Consider the following 17,007-nt stretch of genomic DNA (forward strand, 5'->3'; position numbering starts at 1 on the left):
ACAAGAAGAAGGGATGATTTCTATGTATCAAAAACGTCTGCAAGATCCGGTGTTGGAAAATGATTGGCATGCAGTTTATCTGGCTTCCGAGCTTAAGGAACAGCCGGTTGGTGTTATGGTGCTGGGTGAGCGAGTAGCTATTTATCGGACGAAGAAGGGGGTACATGCCTTTCAGGATCTATGCATCCATCGCGGAGCTATGCTGTCCAAAGGCTGGGTTCAGGATGATATTCTCGTCTGTCCCTATCATGGGTGGCAGTATGATTCCTCCGGTCAATGCGTCTGCATTCCGGCGCAGCCGAGGGGTGAGAAGATTCCGCCAAGAGCCAAGGCTCAGGCTTATTCCTGTATGGAAAAGTACGGTTTTATCTGGGTTTGTATCGGTGAACCGTCAGCGGAGCTGCCGCATTTTGAAGAATTTGCTGATCCTCAGTTTCGTCCGCTTGCTTGTGGACCCTATACGGTGCATGCGGCAGGAACGAGGGTCATTGAGAATTTTACGGATTTTGCCCATTTGATGTTTGTACACCAGGGTCTACTGGGGCATCCCGATTATGCAGAGCTTCCTGATTTTAAGGTGATTAAAGAAAAGGATCGCATTTATATTGAAGACGTACCGATTTTTCAGCCTGTAGCTCATTCGGGCTCGGATAAAAGAGAAGGGACGACCTATGTGTATAGAAAGGAAGTGTATCGCCCTTTATCGGCACGGCTGACCAAGGCTGACCCCAGCAACGGTCAAGCCTTATGGATCATGCTGACAGTTTTGCCTGTCACAGCAGAGGAATGTCTCGTATTCATGGTCGTTTCGCGCAATTATGCGTTTGATGTGGATGATGCGAATTTTATTCAATTTCAGGATATGGTGTTTGATCAAGATGCCCGTATTATTGAGACGCAGAAGCCTGAGCTGCTGCCGCTTGATTTGCAGGTAGAGCTTAACCATAAGGTAGACCTGTTTTCCATAGCTTACCGTCGGTGGTTGAAGGAGCTGGGTGTCGTTGTCGGAACGATATAGCAGACAATGCGTGGAGATTGCTGTGTCATTTTTATATGGAATACAAAATTTAACATAGGTATTTTGTTAATTTTAACGAAATTATGTCATGTTTATTGACGTTACTATAACATGATAGCTATAGTGGAGCTGCTTCTATTTTAATGATAAGAACGCAGTCTCTTAATGAATCATTATTGGACTGGGGGCGATGTAGACTGTTGGTGAAAGATTGCGGAAAACATCCGGTTTATCGGGTTCCGTGTATCTATCGCTAGTCAGTCGAAAATATGTCGAAGGTAGAGGTGGGTAGGTGATGAAGATAGCTGCTGCAAGCGGAGGTTACTGGTTGGATCGTTTGTTTAAGCCTTCAATGTGGTTGATGAACAGGCTGCGTTACGCTCGAAAATTTGTGCTGATCGGACTCGTGTTTGTGATTCCGATTATGGTGCTCACATTTCAGATGTTTTACAACATGAATAAGGATGTTCGTAATACAGAGCTGGAGGCTCGGGGTTGGTTTATCAGCGTAGCCTTGGGGAAATGATTGTGGCAATGGAGCAGTATGGGTGGAGTTTGGATGGGGGATCTGAGGGAGTTGCTGTCAGAGGTGATGTCAAGGAGATTGGTGGCAGGATCGATCGGATTATAAATGATCTTATTAAAGAAATGTCCGCATCTCAAAGCGGGTTGATGGATCCTGATTCATGGTCCAATTTGGTGAAGCAGTGGGAGATAATCAAGGCTGAGGGTGGTTCCACGAGTAGAGCTTTTTATGAGGTTCGGCATGTTGAGCTTGAGCAAATGATTTTGAAGCAAATGGATGAAGTGAAAAACAATTCGGGTCTCATTCTCGATTCGGAAATGGATACGTATTATTTGATGAATGCTGTCGTTAATGTATTTCCGGGCTATTGGACCTATCTTGAAAAGATAGAGCTAATGGGTACCGAGATTGCCATGCGAGGATCGATTAAAAATGTGAAAGAGCGAGAGGATCTTATTCGTCTGACGGTTGAGTTGGATGCGGTATTATCTGAGATGAATCAATCTGCCGAGTTGGTTATTAAACAAAATCCGCGGTTCGAAATGGCTTTACGGGATTTGCAGGCAAAAAACGCAGCTTCCACCAAGGTAGTTACGGAATTGCTGGACGATAAACTCGTAAATGCCGGTGTTATTGTAACCTCGGCTGATGAGGTAGCGTCTACCAGTCAAATTGCCAAAAAAGCGCTTCTTGATCTGCACGACAGCCAGCTAAATCTGATGGCGGAGCGCTTTGGCGAGCGAATCCGCGATTATCAAGTTAACGGTTTGCTTGTCGCTCTGCTGCTGCTGTTCATTTTGGTGCTGGTCATTTATTTGTTCGCAGGCTTTTATTTCTCGGTCAAAAATGCGATCGTTCAGCTGGATCGGGCTACACAGCAGCTTGTCCAGGGGGATTTGACGGTGAGAGTAAGCTTAGGGACGAGAGATGAATTTAGTAATGTCATTTCTGCCTATAACCTGCTAGCGGATTCCTTTCAGGATGTGGTGGGACGCAGCAGGCAGGTGGCGGAAAAGGCTTATGAATCTGCAGGTCATTTGCGGATCAGTGTTCAGGAAACGGCGGGCAGCTCCAGAGTTATTACGGATATTATGCAGGAGGTGGCTGTTGGATCGGAGCTGCAGATGCGGAGCTCCCAGGATACTGCGTCGGCCATGAATGAAGTATCTCTCGGTGTTCAGAGAATTGCTGAAACCTCTTCGGTTGTGGCGAATGCAGCTGGTGATGCGGCTCAGGATGCACGTAGAGGGGCTGTTGATCTGGAGCAAGCCGTTGTTCAAATGGCCTCAATCAAAACCAAGGTTAGTGAAACGGCGGTCACGATCTCGCAGCTGCATGAATTGTCGATTCGAATTGACCGGATTCTTATTGTTATTAAGGAGATATCGAATCAGACCAAGCTGCTGGCGTTGAATGCTTCAATTGAAGCGGCGCGTGCCGGTGAGCATGGGCGTGGATTTCATGTTGTGGCTGAGGAGGTTAGGAAGCTGGCTGAGCAATCGGACGAATCCGTCAAGCAAATAGCTTCGTTGATTACCCGGGTTCAGCATAGTGCCAAGGAGACAGTGGATAAGATTGGTGTTGAAATTAAAGAGGTGGATAAAGGCAGTATGCTGCTGGATCAGGTTAGTGTTGTGTTTGATCGAATATTGAAGTCCGTGGAGCAGGTAGCCAGTCAGATTCAGGAGGTGTCTGCAGCTTCCGAGCAAATATCTGCCAGTACGGAAGAGGTGTCGGCTTCTATGGAGGATAGTGTCGGTGTTTCCCGCAAGGCGGTCTCCCATGCTCATCATGTAAAAGTGTCTATGGAAAAACAGGTAGGTACGACCAAGGAAGTGGCGATGTCGTCTGAAGCTTTGAATGTGCTGTCTGAAGAGTTGTTTCAGTCATTAGTGCAATTCAGAATCGAATAATAAAAATTATTAATGTTAGTTTATATAACATATAAATAGGCCAACTAACGAAAAACGCTCGATATTTTGTTGAATTACACAATTAAATGTTATATATATTGACTTATACATTACGCCGGATTATATTTTGTTCATGCAATCAGCAGATTTGCAGTGGGTTCATCCAAAATAGGGGGGAAGTTAAGAATGAAATTATTCAATCGTACTGCCATGTTTTTGGGGAAACGCAATGTGGTTACGTCGCTCTGTCTGGTCCTGTTGGCCGGTGCTTTATCAGCCTGCGGAAGCGCGAAGCCGCCCGAGACAGCTGCAACACCCAAGCCTGCTGACACTATGGCTGCCAAGCCTGCGGAGCCAGCAGCAGCCAAACCGGCAGAAGCGACAGCGCCTAAGGCACTTGTACCGGCAAGTCTCATTCTTAACTGGTTTGCAGAGCCTGAGCACGGTGGCAATTTTGCGGCATTGGCCAAAGGCTATTACAAGGATGCAGGCTTTGATATGACGCTAACTCCTGGAGGGCCTTCGGTATCTGCCACACAGATCGTGGCATCCGGTAAGGCGCAGTTCGGGATGGCGAACGGTGATGATATTTTGGTAGCGAGACAGGAAGGCATTCCGATCATCGCGATAGCGACATCCATGCAGAAGAGTCCACAGGCTTTGATTTTTCACAAGGACTCGGGAATTAAGGACTTTAGCGATCTGAATGGACATAAGGTTTATGTAGCTGCTACTGCGAACTTCTGGCAGTACATGAAGAAAAAATATAAGCTGGATACGGCGCAGGAGATGAAATATACCGGACAATTAGTCAACTTTGTCAATGATAAAAACTCGGTTACTCAAGGCTATCTAACCTCCGAGCCATTCACGCTCCAACAGCAAAATATTGAGTTCGGTACGCTGTTAAATGCGGATTCAGGCTATAACATTTATGCAGGTGTGTACTTTACGACGGAGAAAATGGTTGCAGAGCATCCGGACCAGGTTAAAGCTTTTGTCGAAGCGACAGTTAAAGGCTGGGATTATTACAAGGATCACTCCGATGAAATTCATCCTATGATTAAGGAAAAGAATCCGGACATGGGTCTGGACATGATGAAATACAGTGCACAAAAAGAAATGGATTTTGTTTATGGCGGTGATGCGGTAACCAAAGGCACCGGGATTATGACTCAGGAGCGTTGGGCTGAAGTGCAGAAGCAACTGATGGATGTAGGCGTTCTGAAGAAAGCAGAAGATTTAAGCAAAGTGTTTACAACACAATTTTTGCCCAAGAAATAAGCTTAAGGTCATACAGTTCAAACAAATGATGATAGGGATGGTGGCGGCATTGGCTACATTGGAAAATTTGGAATTATTGAATGTGAGATTGCCTATGGAAGACGAAGCCTGCCTGTTTCAGGTGTCGGTTCGTAATGGCAAATGGACTCGCATCCAGATACAGGAAGCCAATGCCGTTCAACCGGATTTCACTTCGCTGGAGCATTGGAGCCCTGGCGCCACTACGGATACATCGGCTATTTGTCAGATTGACCTGGAGGGTAAGCTGCTGCTTCCGGGCTTCGTGGATTCCCATATGCACTTGGATAAATCATTTTCCTTAACTACAGTCGGCAATGTTACCGGTACGCTTGAGGAGGCTGTCCGCAATTATTCCTTGGCATCTCGGGGTTTTAGTAAATTCGAAATTCAGTCGAGAATGATGCGATCTTCTTTGCAGGCCTTGTCGTTTGGCACTACTCACATACGCACACATCTTGATTTTAATATGAGGGCTTCCCGAGAGGTGGCACTCCGTACGATTGAAGCGGCGCTGGAAGCCAGACAATTATTGGCACCCTACGTGAAGCTGCAGCTGTTTCCGATGCTGCCTTACAATATGAATTCAGCAGACGTCGAGGTTGTGGAAGAAGCGCTTCGCATGGGTGTAGATGGGATCGGCGGGGCGCCGCATCTATCCCAAACACCGAAGGAGGATATCGACCGGATTTTTGGTCTTGCAGAGAAATACAACCTGCCGATCGATCTCCATTCGGATGAAACTGACAATCCTTTGATGCGAACGGTAGAGCACATCGCGCTTCGGACGCAGGAATACGGTTATGCCGGACGTGTTACGGTGGATCATCTGTGTGCACTGGCTTCGATGACTGACGAGGATGCTTTGCCGCTCATTGAACGGATGGCAGAGTCGGGATTAAAAGCTGTTTCTTTACCAGCTGTGAATTTATATCTGCAGGGAAGGCATGACAGCTTTCCGGTCCGACGTGGCGTTACACGTTTGAAGCAAATCTGGGATGCCGGTATGAAGATAGCGGTGGCTTCGGACAATATCCATGATCCCTTCCATCCGTTTGGACGCGGGGATTTGGTGCAGATTGCTCTGATCGGGTCCTATGCAGCCCATATGGGAAGCTCTGCTGATCTTCGTACATTGCTGCGAATGATAACGGATGTTCCGGCAGCTGTGCTTGATCTTGAGGATTATGGGGTTCGGCCTGGGGTTAGTGCCAGCTTCGTTATTCTGGACTGTGAATCGCCGGAAGAGCTATTCACCCTGCTTCCCGACCGACGCTGGGTTTATAACCAAGGGAAGTGGCTGCGAATGGCGGCAAGTAAAGCGAGCTGGCAGGATACGGCTTTATCTAATTACTGGGAGCAGGCGAGCGAAATGGTTTCATTCCGTAAGCCGCTTGAAGGGGGTTAATCCTGCTATGGCTAACGTGCTCGTCGTCTATTACAGCGCTTTTGGTCACGTTTTTCAAATGGCGCAGTCGGTCGCGGAGGGAGCGGGCAGAGAGTCAGGAAATGACGTTCGTATTGTTCGTATCCCTGAAATGGCTTCACCCCGTAACCGTACGATCACGCTCGACAAGGAATTGCCTGAGTCAGATGAGACGGTGAAGGAATTATCCGGACGCTTCCGCCTGACAGACCGTTATGCCAAATACGAAGCTTCGCTTGAGCTGCAAAAGGAAATACCATTCGCGACGAACGACGATCTGCGCTGGGCAGACGGGATATTGTGGGGATTTCCAACCTATTATGGATCGATGCCGGCACAGGTCAAGCTGTTCCTTGAATTTGCCGGAGAGCTCTGTATCGATGGTTCGCTGGAAGGCAAACCGACAGGAATATTCAACAGCACCGCTTCGATTCATACGGGTCATGAGGCGACCATTCTGACTTCCATGGTTCCACTGTTCCATTTTGGCATGATATTTGTCGGCCTGCCGTATACGGAGAATCCTGAGTACCTCACGGCTGATCCGATTGGCTGTTCACCTTATGGGGCATCGACCTTGGCAGGTCCTGACAGCTCGTTGTCGCCTGATCAGCGTGAATTGGTTATGGCAGCGAGGCTTGGTGAGCGTGTTGCCCGAGTGGCTGCTGCCCTTCAGCTCTATAGGGAGCGGAAGTTGTTATAAATCATACAAATTTAGCGGAGGTGCTTAAGCTTGACAGCAGGACGTTATGTAGGTAAAGCGTGGGATCAATGCTTTTTCCCGCGTTTAAGTAAGCTTGAGGTTGCTGAACTTGCCAAGCACGATGCATTAATTGTACTGCCCATTGCAGCGATTGAGCAGCATGGACCGCATATGCCCATATATACAGACACGCTGATTTCCGAAACCTTGCTGACCGAGGCTTTCGAGCAGCTGCCCGATGATGCCAACATATGGCTGCTTCCAGTGATGCCTTACGGTAAAAGCACGGAGCATCTGGGCCATCCCGGAACGATCTCATTATCGGCGACTACGCTGATGGCGGTTGTGATGGATATCGCAAAAAGCCTGCATCGCAGTGCATTTACGAAGCTGGTACTTGTGAATACACATGGTGGCAACACGGATTTGTTGAATATGATGGCCCGTGACATCCGGATCGAAACCGGCATGGCGGTCTTTCGTTTGGACCCAGGCGGTCTGGGCTCTGCGGATGCATGGATTACAGCGAAGGAAAAGCAGGTTGGTATTCATGCGGGAGATGTAGAAACATCCGTTGTCATTGCGGCCAAATCGAATTGGGTGCATATGGAGCTCGCGCCTACTGAAATCCCCCATTTTCCGGAGTCGCGGTTTTTACAATTTCGCAATCGGGCCTTTGCCTGGGTTATGGACGATTTATCCGGTACCGGCATTTCCGGTGATGCTTCGGCAGCTACGATGGAAAAGGGTCAAGCGATGATTGGTCAATATGGGCTCGATATCGCAGCAGGTTTAATGGACATTTATCATTTCGATATGCAATCAATCCAAGATCGGGGATGAAGCGAATGGCAATAGAGCCTACCCTGCTGGGAACAGCAGCTATGAATGGAGCGTTCGCAGCCAATCAACCTACAGATAGTTTTGTTAATATGGAAAATTTATCCAAAATATATCCGAACGGAACCGTTGCTTTACAGGATGTCAACCTGTCCATACGTGAAGGTGAATTCCTGTGCTTTGTTGGGCCCTCGGGCTGTGGCAAATCAACCATATTCAAAATCATAACGGGTCTTAGCGGACCAAGTGGGGGGAAACTTGATATTTTCGGTACTACTCCGAAGGAAGCGCGCAAGCAGAGTCATACCTCATTTGTGTTTCAGGATCATACCCTGCTGCCGTGGTCGACGGTGGAGGCGAATGTGAAGCTTCCTCTGGAGCTGCGCGGCGGGATCAGCAGAAAGGTGCAGCAGGAGGAAGCCGAGCGGGTTCTGGAGCTGGTTGGACTGAAGGACTATATGAAGGTGCTGCCGAGACAGCTGTCCGGCGGGATGAAAATGCGGGTCTCGATTGCACGGGCGTTAATCTCCAGGCCGAAGCTGCTGCTGATGGATGAGCCTTTTGGCGCTTTGGATGAAATCACCAGACAAACGCTTCAAACCGAGCTGCTTAATATTTGGCAGCAGGACAAGAAAATGACCGTATTGTTCGTCACGCATAATGTGTTCGAATCGGTGTTTCTGTCCACCAGCGTGGTTGTGATGACAGCACGCCCCGGTAAAATATCGGCAAAGATCGAAATTCCGGTCCCTTTTCCAAGGGATGAGACATACCGGACCTCTGCACAATTCGGACAGCTTGTTCGTGACGTATCTGCAGCTTTACATCATTAAATCGAAGGAGTGAGCATAAACTTATGGCTGCTGATTTAAGCTGGGAGCATGACATTCTTGAGCTGCTTGGCAAGGACGTAATGGTATTTGATCCGGAGATCCGGGCCAAGCTGTCCAAGGATTATTACTGGTATTCGCCTGTGCTTGATCGTCAGCTCAAAGACATCAAGGCAGCCGATGGTGTGGCGCTTGTGCGCAATGAAACCGAAGTTGCCGCTGTGCTCGCTTTTGCCTATTCATTTAAAATTCCTGTAACGGTTCGCGGAGCAGGAACGGGGAATTACGGTCAGGCGGTTCCACTGCAGGGCGGTATTGTGCTTGACCTGAGCCGGATGGATCAAATTATCGAAATCGGTGAAGGTTATGCCCGCTTGCAGTGCGGGGTTAAGCTGGGCACGATTGAGAAAACAGCGCGGGAAGCGGGTCAGGAAATTCGTATTTACCCAAGCACTTACGTAAAAGCAACAGTAGGCGGCTTTGTGAGTGGTGGATCGGGCGGTATTGGTTCAATAACCTATGGCAATCTATGGGATGGCAATGTGCTGGAGGCTGTCATCTATACAATGGAAGAAGTGCCACAGCGATTAGTAGTGAAGGGGCGCGACCTGTTCGATTACATTCACAATTATGGTACGACAGGCATCATGACGGAGGTCACAATTCCGCTGGCACCGCGTACCGCATGGACACAGCTCATTGTCCAGTTTCCTTCCTTTGAGCAATCGATGCGTTTTGGAGAGGCGCTGGCAGCGGATGAAACGATCCAGAAACGATTGATCAGTCCGATGGAATGGCCGATTCCTTCGTATTTTACTCCGTTTGCCAAAGTGATCAAGCCAGATATGGCGGCTGTTATGGTTGAAATCGCCGAAGCGATGCTGTCGAAGGTAGACACGCTTGCACAAAGCTATGACGGGCATATCGGACATGTCATTGAAGCGGATAAATACCGGCGAACGATTGGGGTCTCTGATTTTACATGGAACCATACGACCTTGTGGGGAATGAAATCCGATTCAACATTGACCTATTTGCAGGCGGGCTTTCAATTGTCATCTTATTTGGAACAAATGCGAATGATCAAGCAGCAGTTCGGTGATGAGGTTCTGTTTCATTTTGAATGGATGCGCAATTCGGGGGCGATCACACCTACCTGCCTTCCGCTCGTTTTTTACAAAAGCGAGGAGCGGCTGTACGAGATTATTCATTATTGTGAGTCGATTGGTGTGAAAATTTTCGATCCCCATACCTGGGTATTGGAAAACGGGGGGCGCGGTGAAGTCGGCAGTATGCAGCGCAGAAAACGTCAGAATGATCCGCAAGGACTGCTTAATCCCGGAAAAATCATCTGCGAGATGTAGATATAATCCAATGCGATCATTGGGAATACAAGTCCAATCGAAAGGAGACTGGCTGCTATGGCAATGGATAAGGTGTATTCAATGATGTTTGAGGATGAGATATTCCCGGAGCGTGAACGTGCGGCCTGGACGTACAGAATGGAAGATCGATTCATGCGCCTCGGTTTTGTCAAGCGCATACTGCCTCCACTAATTGCATTCATTGTGTTTATCGGAGGCTGGCAGCTGATTGTGGGCCTGCTCAATCTGCCCGTCTATCTGGTGCCCAAACCATCGGATATCGTAAGTGCCGCCTGGTTGAGCAAGGGAGATTTGTGGGTGTCCGTCTCTACTACGGCAATCGAAGCGATCGTGGGCTTTGTGCTGAGTGTGGTGCTTGGTGTCCTTGGAGCGATTCTGCTGGCCAGCTCGAAGCTGATAGAGAAAAGCGTCTATCCCTACGCAATTATATTGCAGACGATTCCGATTGTTGCCGTCGCTCCACTGATCGTTATTTGGTTTGACGCGGGGATGAATGCAATCGTCATTATCGCTTTTTTGATCGGATTTTTCCCGATGTTATCCAACACATTAATCGGATTGAATGCTACGGATCACAATATGAGCAATCTGTTTTATTTATACAATGCCAACCCGTTCCAGACGATGTGGAAGCTGCGTATTCCGGCTGCTCTGCCTTACATCATAGCCGGTCTCAAGATTTCCTGTACGCTTTGTGTCATCGGTGCAATCGTCGGTGAGTACATTGCCGGAATCGGCGGGGATAAGGGTGGTCTTGGCTACGCGATTACGAACGCAGCTGCCCGTCTCAAAACAGCCTATTTATTCGCCTGCGGCCTATCTGCATCGGTGCTGGGTATTGGATTTTTCCTCTTGGTCAACGCTTTCTCCAAATGGGTATTAAGCTCATGGCATGAATCGGAAATGAGCCGTGAAAGCTGATAGGAATAGTTTGTTAACATATAAAGAAGGTGATTCCGATGTTCGATCTCATATTTCGAAATGTGCGTTTGCAAGGTAAACAAGACTCGCCGCTGGTCGATATCGGCCTGCGGGATGGAACCATAACGCTGATCGGCGCGATACCTGCTCATAGCGGGACGCGCGAAGTGGAAGGCAGCGGCTATCTGGCGCTGCCTCCTTTTGTTGAATCGCATATTCATCTGGATACGGTGCTCACAGCTGGTGAGCCTTCCTGGAATGAGAGCGGCACTTTGTTTGAAGGCATCAGGCTGTGGCAGCAGCGGAAGCAGAGCCTTTCCATTGAGGATGTGCTGCGGCGAGCTGAGAAGGTGCTGCGGATGTATATCGTCGGCGGTATTCTGCATATACGCACACAGGCGGATATTTCCGATCCGCAGCTGGTCGCTCTCCGAGCGCTCCTGGAGCTTCGTGAGCGGGTGAAGCCTTATGTTAACCTTCAGGTTATGGCTTTTCCGCAGGATGGCATTCGCGCCTGCCCTGATAATGAGCAGCGGCTTGAAGAAGCGCTTCAGCTGGGCGCGGATGGAGTCGGTGCGATACCGCATTTTGAGCATACGCGGGAGGAAGGAATTGCTTCGCTGGAGGTTTGTTTCCGGCTTGCCGAGAAACACGGGCGTTTTGTCCACATCTTTTGCGATGAAATTGATGATGGACATTCAACGTTTATTGAAACCGCTGCCCATTTGGCCATTCAAACGGGATTGCGCGAACGGGTAACGGTAAGTCATTGCAATGCAACGGCTTATTATGGAGAGGCCTATTTTCAAAAGCTGCTCGGCCTGCTGTCCCGCTCTGGAATCAATGTGGTATGCTGTCCGCTTATTAACAGTGCGATGCAGGGCAGGTTCGACAGCTTCCCGAAGGGACGCGGCATTGCCCGGATCAAGGAGATGTGGCAGGCGGGAGTGAATGTGAGTGTGGCGCATGATGATATTCAAACGCTCTTTTATCCGTTTGGTACCGGCAATATGCTGCAGGCTGCCCATATGGCCGCCCATCTAGCGCACATGACGGGTCGGGAAGAAGTAGCCGAGCTTGTACGGATGGTGACGGTTCGTGCGGCGAAGACTTTGCAGATAGAGGATCAATACGGCATAGAGGTCGGCAAACCGGCAAATTTTGTTGTATTAGAGGCTCGTGATGCAATGGAGCTTGTGAACAAGCAGCCGGCTTGTCGTTATGTTATCAGTCAGGGCCGTATCGTTGCCGAGACGGTTCCTGCTGTGAGCAGCTTGTTCGATTGTCTGGATGAGTGAGCTCCGCCTACAGACGATAAGAATCTAACAAACTCATCCTCGCATTCGTTATCATTCATTGTCCGCATAACGATCCAAAGCCTTCACAGTAGTTTCGTACATTCGCTGCTGGAGGGCCGGATCCCCGACGATGCGGACACGTTTGCCAAGAAAGCGAAGCTTGGACAGCATATAATCGGTTTCATTCTTCGCAAAGGTCACCTGAATCGTATACAAGTCTAGTTCGGCGTCATAATCGACCTCCTTTTCAAAGCAGGAAAAGGCATACAGGATGCGTGACAGCTCGCGGTTATATTCCCGCAGCACCTGAATGGATGTGCTTGCTTTATGCTGCTCAAGAGCGGCGTGAATGGATGCTCCATACTGCGCGACCTCAGGATCAGGCAGAGCTTCTTCGGCTACAGCCAAGATTTTGTGCAGACGTGTGCTCATCAGAGTTGCGCGCCTCTGATGGTACCAGAGCAGATACCATTCCTTTTTGACCATAGAATATTCCAGCTTATAAGGAAACCCGAGTTCATCGAGTTTGGTCCGTCCGCCTTTCACTTGATAGCTGATGCAAATTCCTTGCTGATTCATAATCGCCCGACGCAAGGGGCGCAGGTAAGCGTGGTAAACCTGCCGCTCTGTGCTGCGGGCTTTTTCCATGAAAGCCTCTGTTATGTCCATCATGCTCTCTGGTTCGAGGAGCTGCTGCAGCTTTCCAAGTGTTGCTGCCGTGAACGCTTCCTCCGCTGCGGGATGCTGTAGCATGGTTTTCAGCCAGCTGCGCTCATGGGAGGTGATCATGAAGGTGCCTGAATCCTCCAGGCGGGAAATAATCTGATAGTTAAAAATCTTTTCAAACAGATTCAGGTTCATAGTAAGACTGTATCTCCTTCCATTCGGCTATCAGCTCTTGTCGGAACCGCTTCGGCTCCAGAACTTCGCAGCTGGAACCGAAGCTTCGCAGCCATGGCTTGATCTCCTGCGTCCCGTTGACGGTTATTTCATATATAAATGATTCCTTGTCCTCTTCGGTAATGAGTCCCCACTGTCCTTGCAGCAGCACACGTTCCTTGACGAAATTCGTCCGCAAATGAACCGGATTGAAAAATCGCACACGAACTGTAACCGGATGACCGGTATCGATTAACCAGCTGTGTTGAATTTTATGCTCCAGTTCCAGCTTTTTACTTTCAAAAAATGCCTCGGTAACAGACTCCCCCTCGACAATCTGCGTCATTCCCTCGATTCGATATTTTCTGATACCATGCCGTGCATGATGAGACAGCAGGTACCAGCGCCCGTATTGATGATCGTACACCACTTTTAAGGGAAGCGTCAGCTCCTGATGGCCTTCCGCTTCGCGTTCGAACAATGGGTTCGTATTTTGCGAAGCATAGCTTTGTGGGTTTTTTGGCGAAAAATATAAAAATTGCACTTTACGGCGGCTGCGGATAGCATCGATCAGCACAAACAAATGAGCCTCATCCAAAATGCGGGAGTAGTAATGATATTTATACAGAAAAGGCTCCAATAGCAGCTTCTCCGACTGGTTGTACTGGAGACTCTTCTTCAGACTGTCCCGCAGCAGGTAGCCTTGTACCGAAGGAAGCTGAGTATTGGCCATAACATTTACAAAATCATACAGATCCAGCAGCTCATCCTGCGATAAATCCCGGACCAGATCATGGTTAATGCGGTAACGATACGGGCGCGGTCCTGGTTCTTTGGCGATTACGCCAACCTCTTCGAGATATTTGAGATCGGAGCGGACTGTTTTTTCATCGGGCAAAGCAAGCTCGGAGGGCATTGCACTGCAGCAGGCATCCAGCAGCTCCATGGCGGTCAGCGACTTCTTATGAAGGGTGGCCAACAGCAGAGAAATCCGCTTGGATTCGGTTTCTTTAAGCGATTTGGCGCGAAATAGAAACAGCAGCATGGGGTCCGTGGAATCCAAATAGCTGTAGCGGATCATATCGGCGAGTTCTTTTCCCTGGTCCTCAGGCAGCTGGCGATAGATCGAGCCGACAATTTCTTTTAATCGTTTGATCGTTTTGTCAAAGGTATGAACAGAAATGCCAAGTCGATCGGCAAATTGCTGTCGACTGTATGCGCCGCCAGTCAGGACAAGCATACGTAAAAACTGGATTTCTTTATCGAAGCTTTCCTTGGCCATGTGAATCCCTCAATTCTGGTTGTTCTCTCTTTCATGCAGAAATACCGTTATGGAACCGCACTGCTATTGTAACAGCAGAAGGAAATGAAGAAAATGGAAAGTTTGTAGCGAGTCGTAATACTTTCACCATGTTCCTGCACCTCAAAATGAGCGATGATAAGACAGGTTGATGCACGGGTGACTTACCCAGGCAGGGATGTCGAGCATCCCGCAGTGCCCGCACACTATGAGTGCAGGTATGCTGTAACGTTTATACCGGTGTCAATCTCCGATGTGTCAAGGGTTCGAATCCCTTATTGCCTGGATGGCAATTAGCTCAGTGGTAGAGCACTCGACTTTTAATCGAGCGATATTGAAAAAGCAGAACAAGGCCTTGGACAGGAAGCTTCAGTGGGCACTTGTGCTTACACTGCAGGCAGGCTCTGTAGTCGGTGGATACCGAAGCGGGCGAATCGCGGATCGGACTGTGGACGAAGTTAAACGGCTTACGGGTTGAAGTTAAACCTGTGGCATTTCATCGAGACTGCAGACTGAAAGCTGATGTACCCGATTCTTAAGCCAGACTCCGCACTCGCTTCAGGAGGCTTCCTGTTAAGAGGTCAAATTCAAAGAAGGCTAAGGAGGATGTCCTATGTTTAAAAAAGTTATCATTCAAGCTGGTGAGCGGGGCTTGCTGTTTCGCCAGGGCAATTACATCAAGCATCTGCAGCCGGGAACGTACCGATTTGGTCCATTTTCCGAGGATACCATTATCATCATGGATGTGGCAAAGCGTTTTTATGTGCCCAACAAGGATATTCAACTGTTCATTCAGGATGAGCAGCTGCTTAAGGAGCTGACCATCATAGACGTTCAGGATTATGAATATGTGCTGCATTATGAGGATGGCAAGTTTGTCTCGCTGTTGACGGCTGGCTTGTATGTGTTCTGGAATGTGCTGAAGCGCCATACCTGTGTGCGTATCGATACCCGGGAGCCGGAGATGGATGCTGCGGTAGAGCGTTCGATTTTGCCTAAGCTGACCGGGTATTACCAGACGATTGAAGTTGCAGGTCATGAGGCAGGCGTGCTGTATTACAATCATGTGATGCAAAGGGAGCTGCGTCCCGGCAAGTATTACTTTTGGAAGGGTCCTGTTCACGTTGCAGGTAAAACATTGGACTTGCGGCAGCAGCAGCTGGATATGACCGGTCAGGAAATTATGACAGAGGACAAGGTCACACTTCGTCTGAACTTTGTTTGCCAGTATAAAATTGTAAACCCGCTGAAGTCGCTTGAGATCAAATCGTTCGAGGACCAGATTTATATATTGCTGCAACTGATCTTGCGCGAATATGTAGGTACGCTGAAGCTGGATGATTTGTTGAAAATGAAGCAGGAAATCGCCATCTTCGTACTCTCTGCTCTGAACCGGAGAAGTGAAGATTATGGGGTGCAGTTTCTGTCAGCAGGGCTGAAGGATATTATTTTGCCTGGCGATATCAAGGATATTCTCAATACGGTCCTGTTGGCTGAGAAGAAGGCGCAGGCTAATATTATTACTCGCCGTGAAGAAACGGCCTCAACGCGCAGCCTGCTCAATACAGCCAAGCTGATGGATGAGAACCAGACGCTGTATCGTCTGAAGGAGCTGGAGTTTCTGGAAAAAATCTGTGAGAAAATCGGGACGATTTCACTCACGGGCGGTGGTAATTTACTGGAGCAGTTGAACTCCTTGCTCAGCATAAAGGAATCCAAGCAATAAACCACAAGACGAGAGATGGTCGTTTTGTGGTTTTTTATTGTCCAGCGAAATGAGTCATGCAGCCACTTATTCATCTAATTGTTTCTGACTATTCAATGTCAGGTTTTATTTGCTATAATAGAGCAATTCCGTTTGGCAGGCGATAATATTCACCAGAACGGTGATCGTGATTAGAGGGTGGATGTATGATGGAAATTGGTTGGTTTGAGCTTGAAATTTTAATGAAGCTGGGCATATCGGCTATTTTGGGTATGGTTATTGGCGTAGAACGGGAGATTCGCAACAAGCCATTGGGCTTGAAGACCTCGTTGGTTATTTGTCTAAGCAGCTGCTTGTTAACGATTGTTTCTATTGAATCAGCGAACAAATATGCGATAGCCGGGCTTCACGTTATGGACCCGATGCGTTTGGCTGCTCAGGTCGTGAGCGGAATCGGTTTCCTGGGAGCGGGTGTTATTCTTCGAAAATCAAATGATGTCATCGTAGGCTTGACGACTGCAGCCATGATTTGGGGAGCCAGCGGCTTGGGGATAGCTGTTGGGGCCGGTTTTTATATTGAGGCCATATTTGGCATGCTGCTCATCCTGGCGAGCGTTGTGGCCGTTCCGTTTTTTATCAAAAAAATAGGGCCCAAAAATTTGACCTTAAAAGAGCTTCGTATCAAGCTTGTTGTACAGCACGAAGGTGATTTGACCAGTATTATCAAGCTGATTATTGCGAAGCACTATAAGATGAACAATATTCATATCAAAGAATTGAGCGCCGAGCAGCAGGAATTGAATTTTATTCTTCTTGTTGAAAAGAAATTTGCCTCGGAGGTCTATTATGAAATGAAAAGCTTGCCTTATATAGAAACTGTAGAGGTTGAAACGTTATAAGCGTCTGTCCCTTTTTTTGAAAGGTAAACATTTCCGTTTCTATCGCCCAGCAACACAATTGA

At 48.4% G+C, this 17,007-nt stretch carries 16 protein-coding genes; 14 read left to right on the forward strand and 2 right to left on the reverse strand.

Going from position 1 to position 17,007, the window contains the following annotated elements; genetic code table 11:
- Positions 1 to 22: 22 nt before the first annotated feature.
- The 11 genes from BK127_RS18735 to codA all read left to right on the forward strand — a co-directional run bounded on the left by BK127_RS18735 (position 23) and on the right by codA (position 12,162).
- Positions 23 to 1,018, forward strand: a complete 996-nt coding sequence (locus BK127_RS18735; protein WP_076233035.1) for an aromatic ring-hydroxylating dioxygenase subunit alpha — start codon at positions 23 to 25, stop codon at positions 1,016 to 1,018.
- A gap of 295 nt (positions 1,019 to 1,313) precedes the next feature.
- On the forward strand, positions 1,314 to 1,544 hold the full coding sequence (locus tag BK127_RS18740; protein ID WP_076233036.1) for a hypothetical protein: 231 nt from the start codon (positions 1,314 to 1,316) through the stop codon (positions 1,542 to 1,544).
- Positions 1,514 to 3,457, forward strand: a complete 1,944-nt coding sequence (locus tag BK127_RS18745) for a methyl-accepting chemotaxis protein (protein ID WP_144026499.1) — start codon at positions 1,514 to 1,516, stop codon at positions 3,455 to 3,457. The genes BK127_RS18740 and BK127_RS18745 overlap by 31 nt, the downstream gene beginning before the upstream one ends.
- A 186-nt stretch (positions 3,458 to 3,643) precedes the next feature.
- Positions 3,644 to 4,741, forward strand: a complete 1,098-nt coding sequence (locus tag BK127_RS18750) for an ABC transporter substrate-binding protein (protein WP_256711364.1) — start codon at positions 3,644 to 3,646, stop codon at positions 4,739 to 4,741.
- Between the two features lie 58 nt (positions 4,742 to 4,799).
- Positions 4,800 to 6,167: an amidohydrolase family protein gene (locus tag BK127_RS18755; protein ID WP_256711365.1), complete on the forward strand. Its 1,368-nt coding sequence runs from the start codon at positions 4,800 to 4,802 to the stop codon at positions 6,165 to 6,167.
- Between the two features lie 7 nt (positions 6,168 to 6,174).
- A complete protein-coding gene (locus tag BK127_RS18760; protein ID WP_076233039.1) occupies positions 6,175 to 6,888 on the forward strand; it encodes an NAD(P)H-dependent oxidoreductase in 714 nt (237 codons plus the stop codon).
- A gap of 30 nt (positions 6,889 to 6,918) precedes the next feature.
- Positions 6,919 to 7,731 carry a creatininase family protein gene (locus tag BK127_RS18765; protein ID WP_076233040.1) on the forward strand — a complete coding sequence of 271 codons (813 nt, stop codon included), beginning with the start codon at positions 6,919 to 6,921 and terminating at the stop codon, positions 7,729 to 7,731.
- A 41-nt stretch (positions 7,732 to 7,772) separates the two neighbouring features.
- Positions 7,773 to 8,561: an ABC transporter ATP-binding protein gene (locus BK127_RS18770; protein WP_076233219.1), complete on the forward strand. Its 789-nt coding sequence runs from the start codon at positions 7,773 to 7,775 to the stop codon at positions 8,559 to 8,561.
- Positions 8,562 to 8,584: 23 nt separating this feature from the next.
- Entirely contained in the window at positions 8,585 to 9,922 is a 1,338-nt protein-coding gene (locus tag BK127_RS18775; protein ID WP_076233041.1) for an FAD-binding oxidoreductase, read from the forward strand.
- A 138-nt stretch (positions 9,923 to 10,060) separates the two neighbouring features.
- Positions 10,061 to 10,864, forward strand: a complete 804-nt coding sequence (locus BK127_RS18780; protein ID WP_256711377.1) for an ABC transporter permease — start codon at positions 10,061 to 10,063, stop codon at positions 10,862 to 10,864.
- Between the two features lie 38 nt (positions 10,865 to 10,902).
- Positions 10,903 to 12,162: a cytosine deaminase gene (gene codA / locus BK127_RS18785; protein WP_076233043.1), complete on the forward strand. Its 1,260-nt coding sequence runs from the start codon at positions 10,903 to 10,905 to the stop codon at positions 12,160 to 12,162.
- 51 nt (positions 12,163 to 12,213) lie between these two features.
- Here the strand turns inward: codA and BK127_RS18790 are convergent, their stop codons facing one another.
- Positions 12,214 to 13,023 carry a WYL domain-containing protein gene (locus tag BK127_RS18790; protein ID WP_305954307.1) on the reverse strand — a complete coding sequence of 270 codons (810 nt, stop codon included), beginning with the start codon at positions 13,021 to 13,023 and terminating at the stop codon, positions 12,214 to 12,216.
- The gene (locus tag BK127_RS18795) at positions 13,004 to 14,323 is read right to left on the reverse strand and encodes a helix-turn-helix transcriptional regulator (RefSeq protein WP_076233044.1); all 1,320 of its coding nucleotides are present in this window, start codon (positions 14,321 to 14,323) and stop codon (positions 13,004 to 13,006) included. The genes BK127_RS18790 and BK127_RS18795 overlap by 20 nt, the downstream gene beginning before the upstream one ends.
- Positions 14,324 to 14,627: 304 nt before the next feature.
- Between BK127_RS18795 and BK127_RS43765 the strand changes: the two genes are divergently transcribed.
- The 3 genes from BK127_RS43765 to BK127_RS18810 all read left to right on the forward strand — a co-directional run bounded on the left by BK127_RS43765 (position 14,628) and on the right by BK127_RS18810 (position 16,945).
- Entirely contained in the window at positions 14,628 to 14,819 is a 192-nt protein-coding gene (locus tag BK127_RS43765) for a hypothetical protein (RefSeq protein ID WP_179097532.1), read from the forward strand.
- Between the two features lie 135 nt (positions 14,820 to 14,954).
- On the forward strand, positions 14,955 to 16,067 hold the full coding sequence (locus BK127_RS18805) for a slipin family protein (protein WP_076233046.1): 1,113 nt from the start codon (positions 14,955 to 14,957) through the stop codon (positions 16,065 to 16,067).
- A gap of 188 nt (positions 16,068 to 16,255) precedes the next feature.
- A complete protein-coding gene (locus BK127_RS18810) occupies positions 16,256 to 16,945 on the forward strand; it encodes an MgtC/SapB family protein (protein ID WP_076233047.1) in 690 nt (229 codons plus the stop codon).
- The last annotated feature ends 62 nt before the right edge of the window (positions 16,946 to 17,007 follow it).

The sequence above is a fragment of the Paenibacillus sp. FSL H7-0331 genome, from assembly GCF_001956045.1.

Bases quoted from the DNA above. Each gene is read 5' to 3' on its own strand.
- BK127_RS18770 (WP_076233219.1), top strand. From the start codon at position 7,773: ATGAATGGAGCGTTCGCAGCCAATCAACCTACAGATAGTTTTGTTAAT.
- BK127_RS18750 (WP_256711364.1), top strand. From the start codon at position 3,644: ATGAAATTATTCAATCGTACTGCCATGTTTTTGGGGAAACGCAATGTG.
- BK127_RS18780 (WP_256711377.1), top strand. From the start codon at position 10,061: ATGGAAGATCGATTCATGCGCCTCGGTTTTGTCAAGCGCATACTGCCT.
- codA (WP_076233043.1), top strand. From the start codon at position 10,903: ATGTTCGATCTCATATTTCGAAATGTGCGTTTGCAAGGTAAACAAGAC.
- BK127_RS18775 (WP_076233041.1), top strand. From the start codon at position 8,585: ATGGCTGCTGATTTAAGCTGGGAGCATGACATTCTTGAGCTGCTTGGC.
- BK127_RS18760 (WP_076233039.1), top strand. From the start codon at position 6,175: ATGGCTAACGTGCTCGTCGTCTATTACAGCGCTTTTGGTCACGTTTTT.
- BK127_RS43765 (WP_179097532.1), top strand. From the start codon at position 14,628: ATGGCAATTAGCTCAGTGGTAGAGCACTCGACTTTTAATCGAGCGATA.
- BK127_RS18790 (WP_305954307.1), bottom strand. From the start codon at position 13,023: ATGAACCTGAATCTGTTTGAAAAGATTTTTAACTATCAGATTATTTCC.
- BK127_RS18805 (WP_076233046.1), top strand. From the start codon at position 14,955: ATGTTTAAAAAAGTTATCATTCAAGCTGGTGAGCGGGGCTTGCTGTTT.
- BK127_RS18740 (WP_076233036.1), top strand. From the start codon at position 1,314: ATGAAGATAGCTGCTGCAAGCGGAGGTTACTGGTTGGATCGTTTGTTT.
- BK127_RS18795 (WP_076233044.1), bottom strand. From the start codon at position 14,323: ATGGCCAAGGAAAGCTTCGATAAAGAAATCCAGTTTTTACGTATGCTT.
- BK127_RS18810 (WP_076233047.1), top strand. From the start codon at position 16,256: ATGGAAATTGGTTGGTTTGAGCTTGAAATTTTAATGAAGCTGGGCATA.
- BK127_RS18735 (WP_076233035.1), top strand. From the start codon at position 23: ATGTATCAAAAACGTCTGCAAGATCCGGTGTTGGAAAATGATTGGCAT.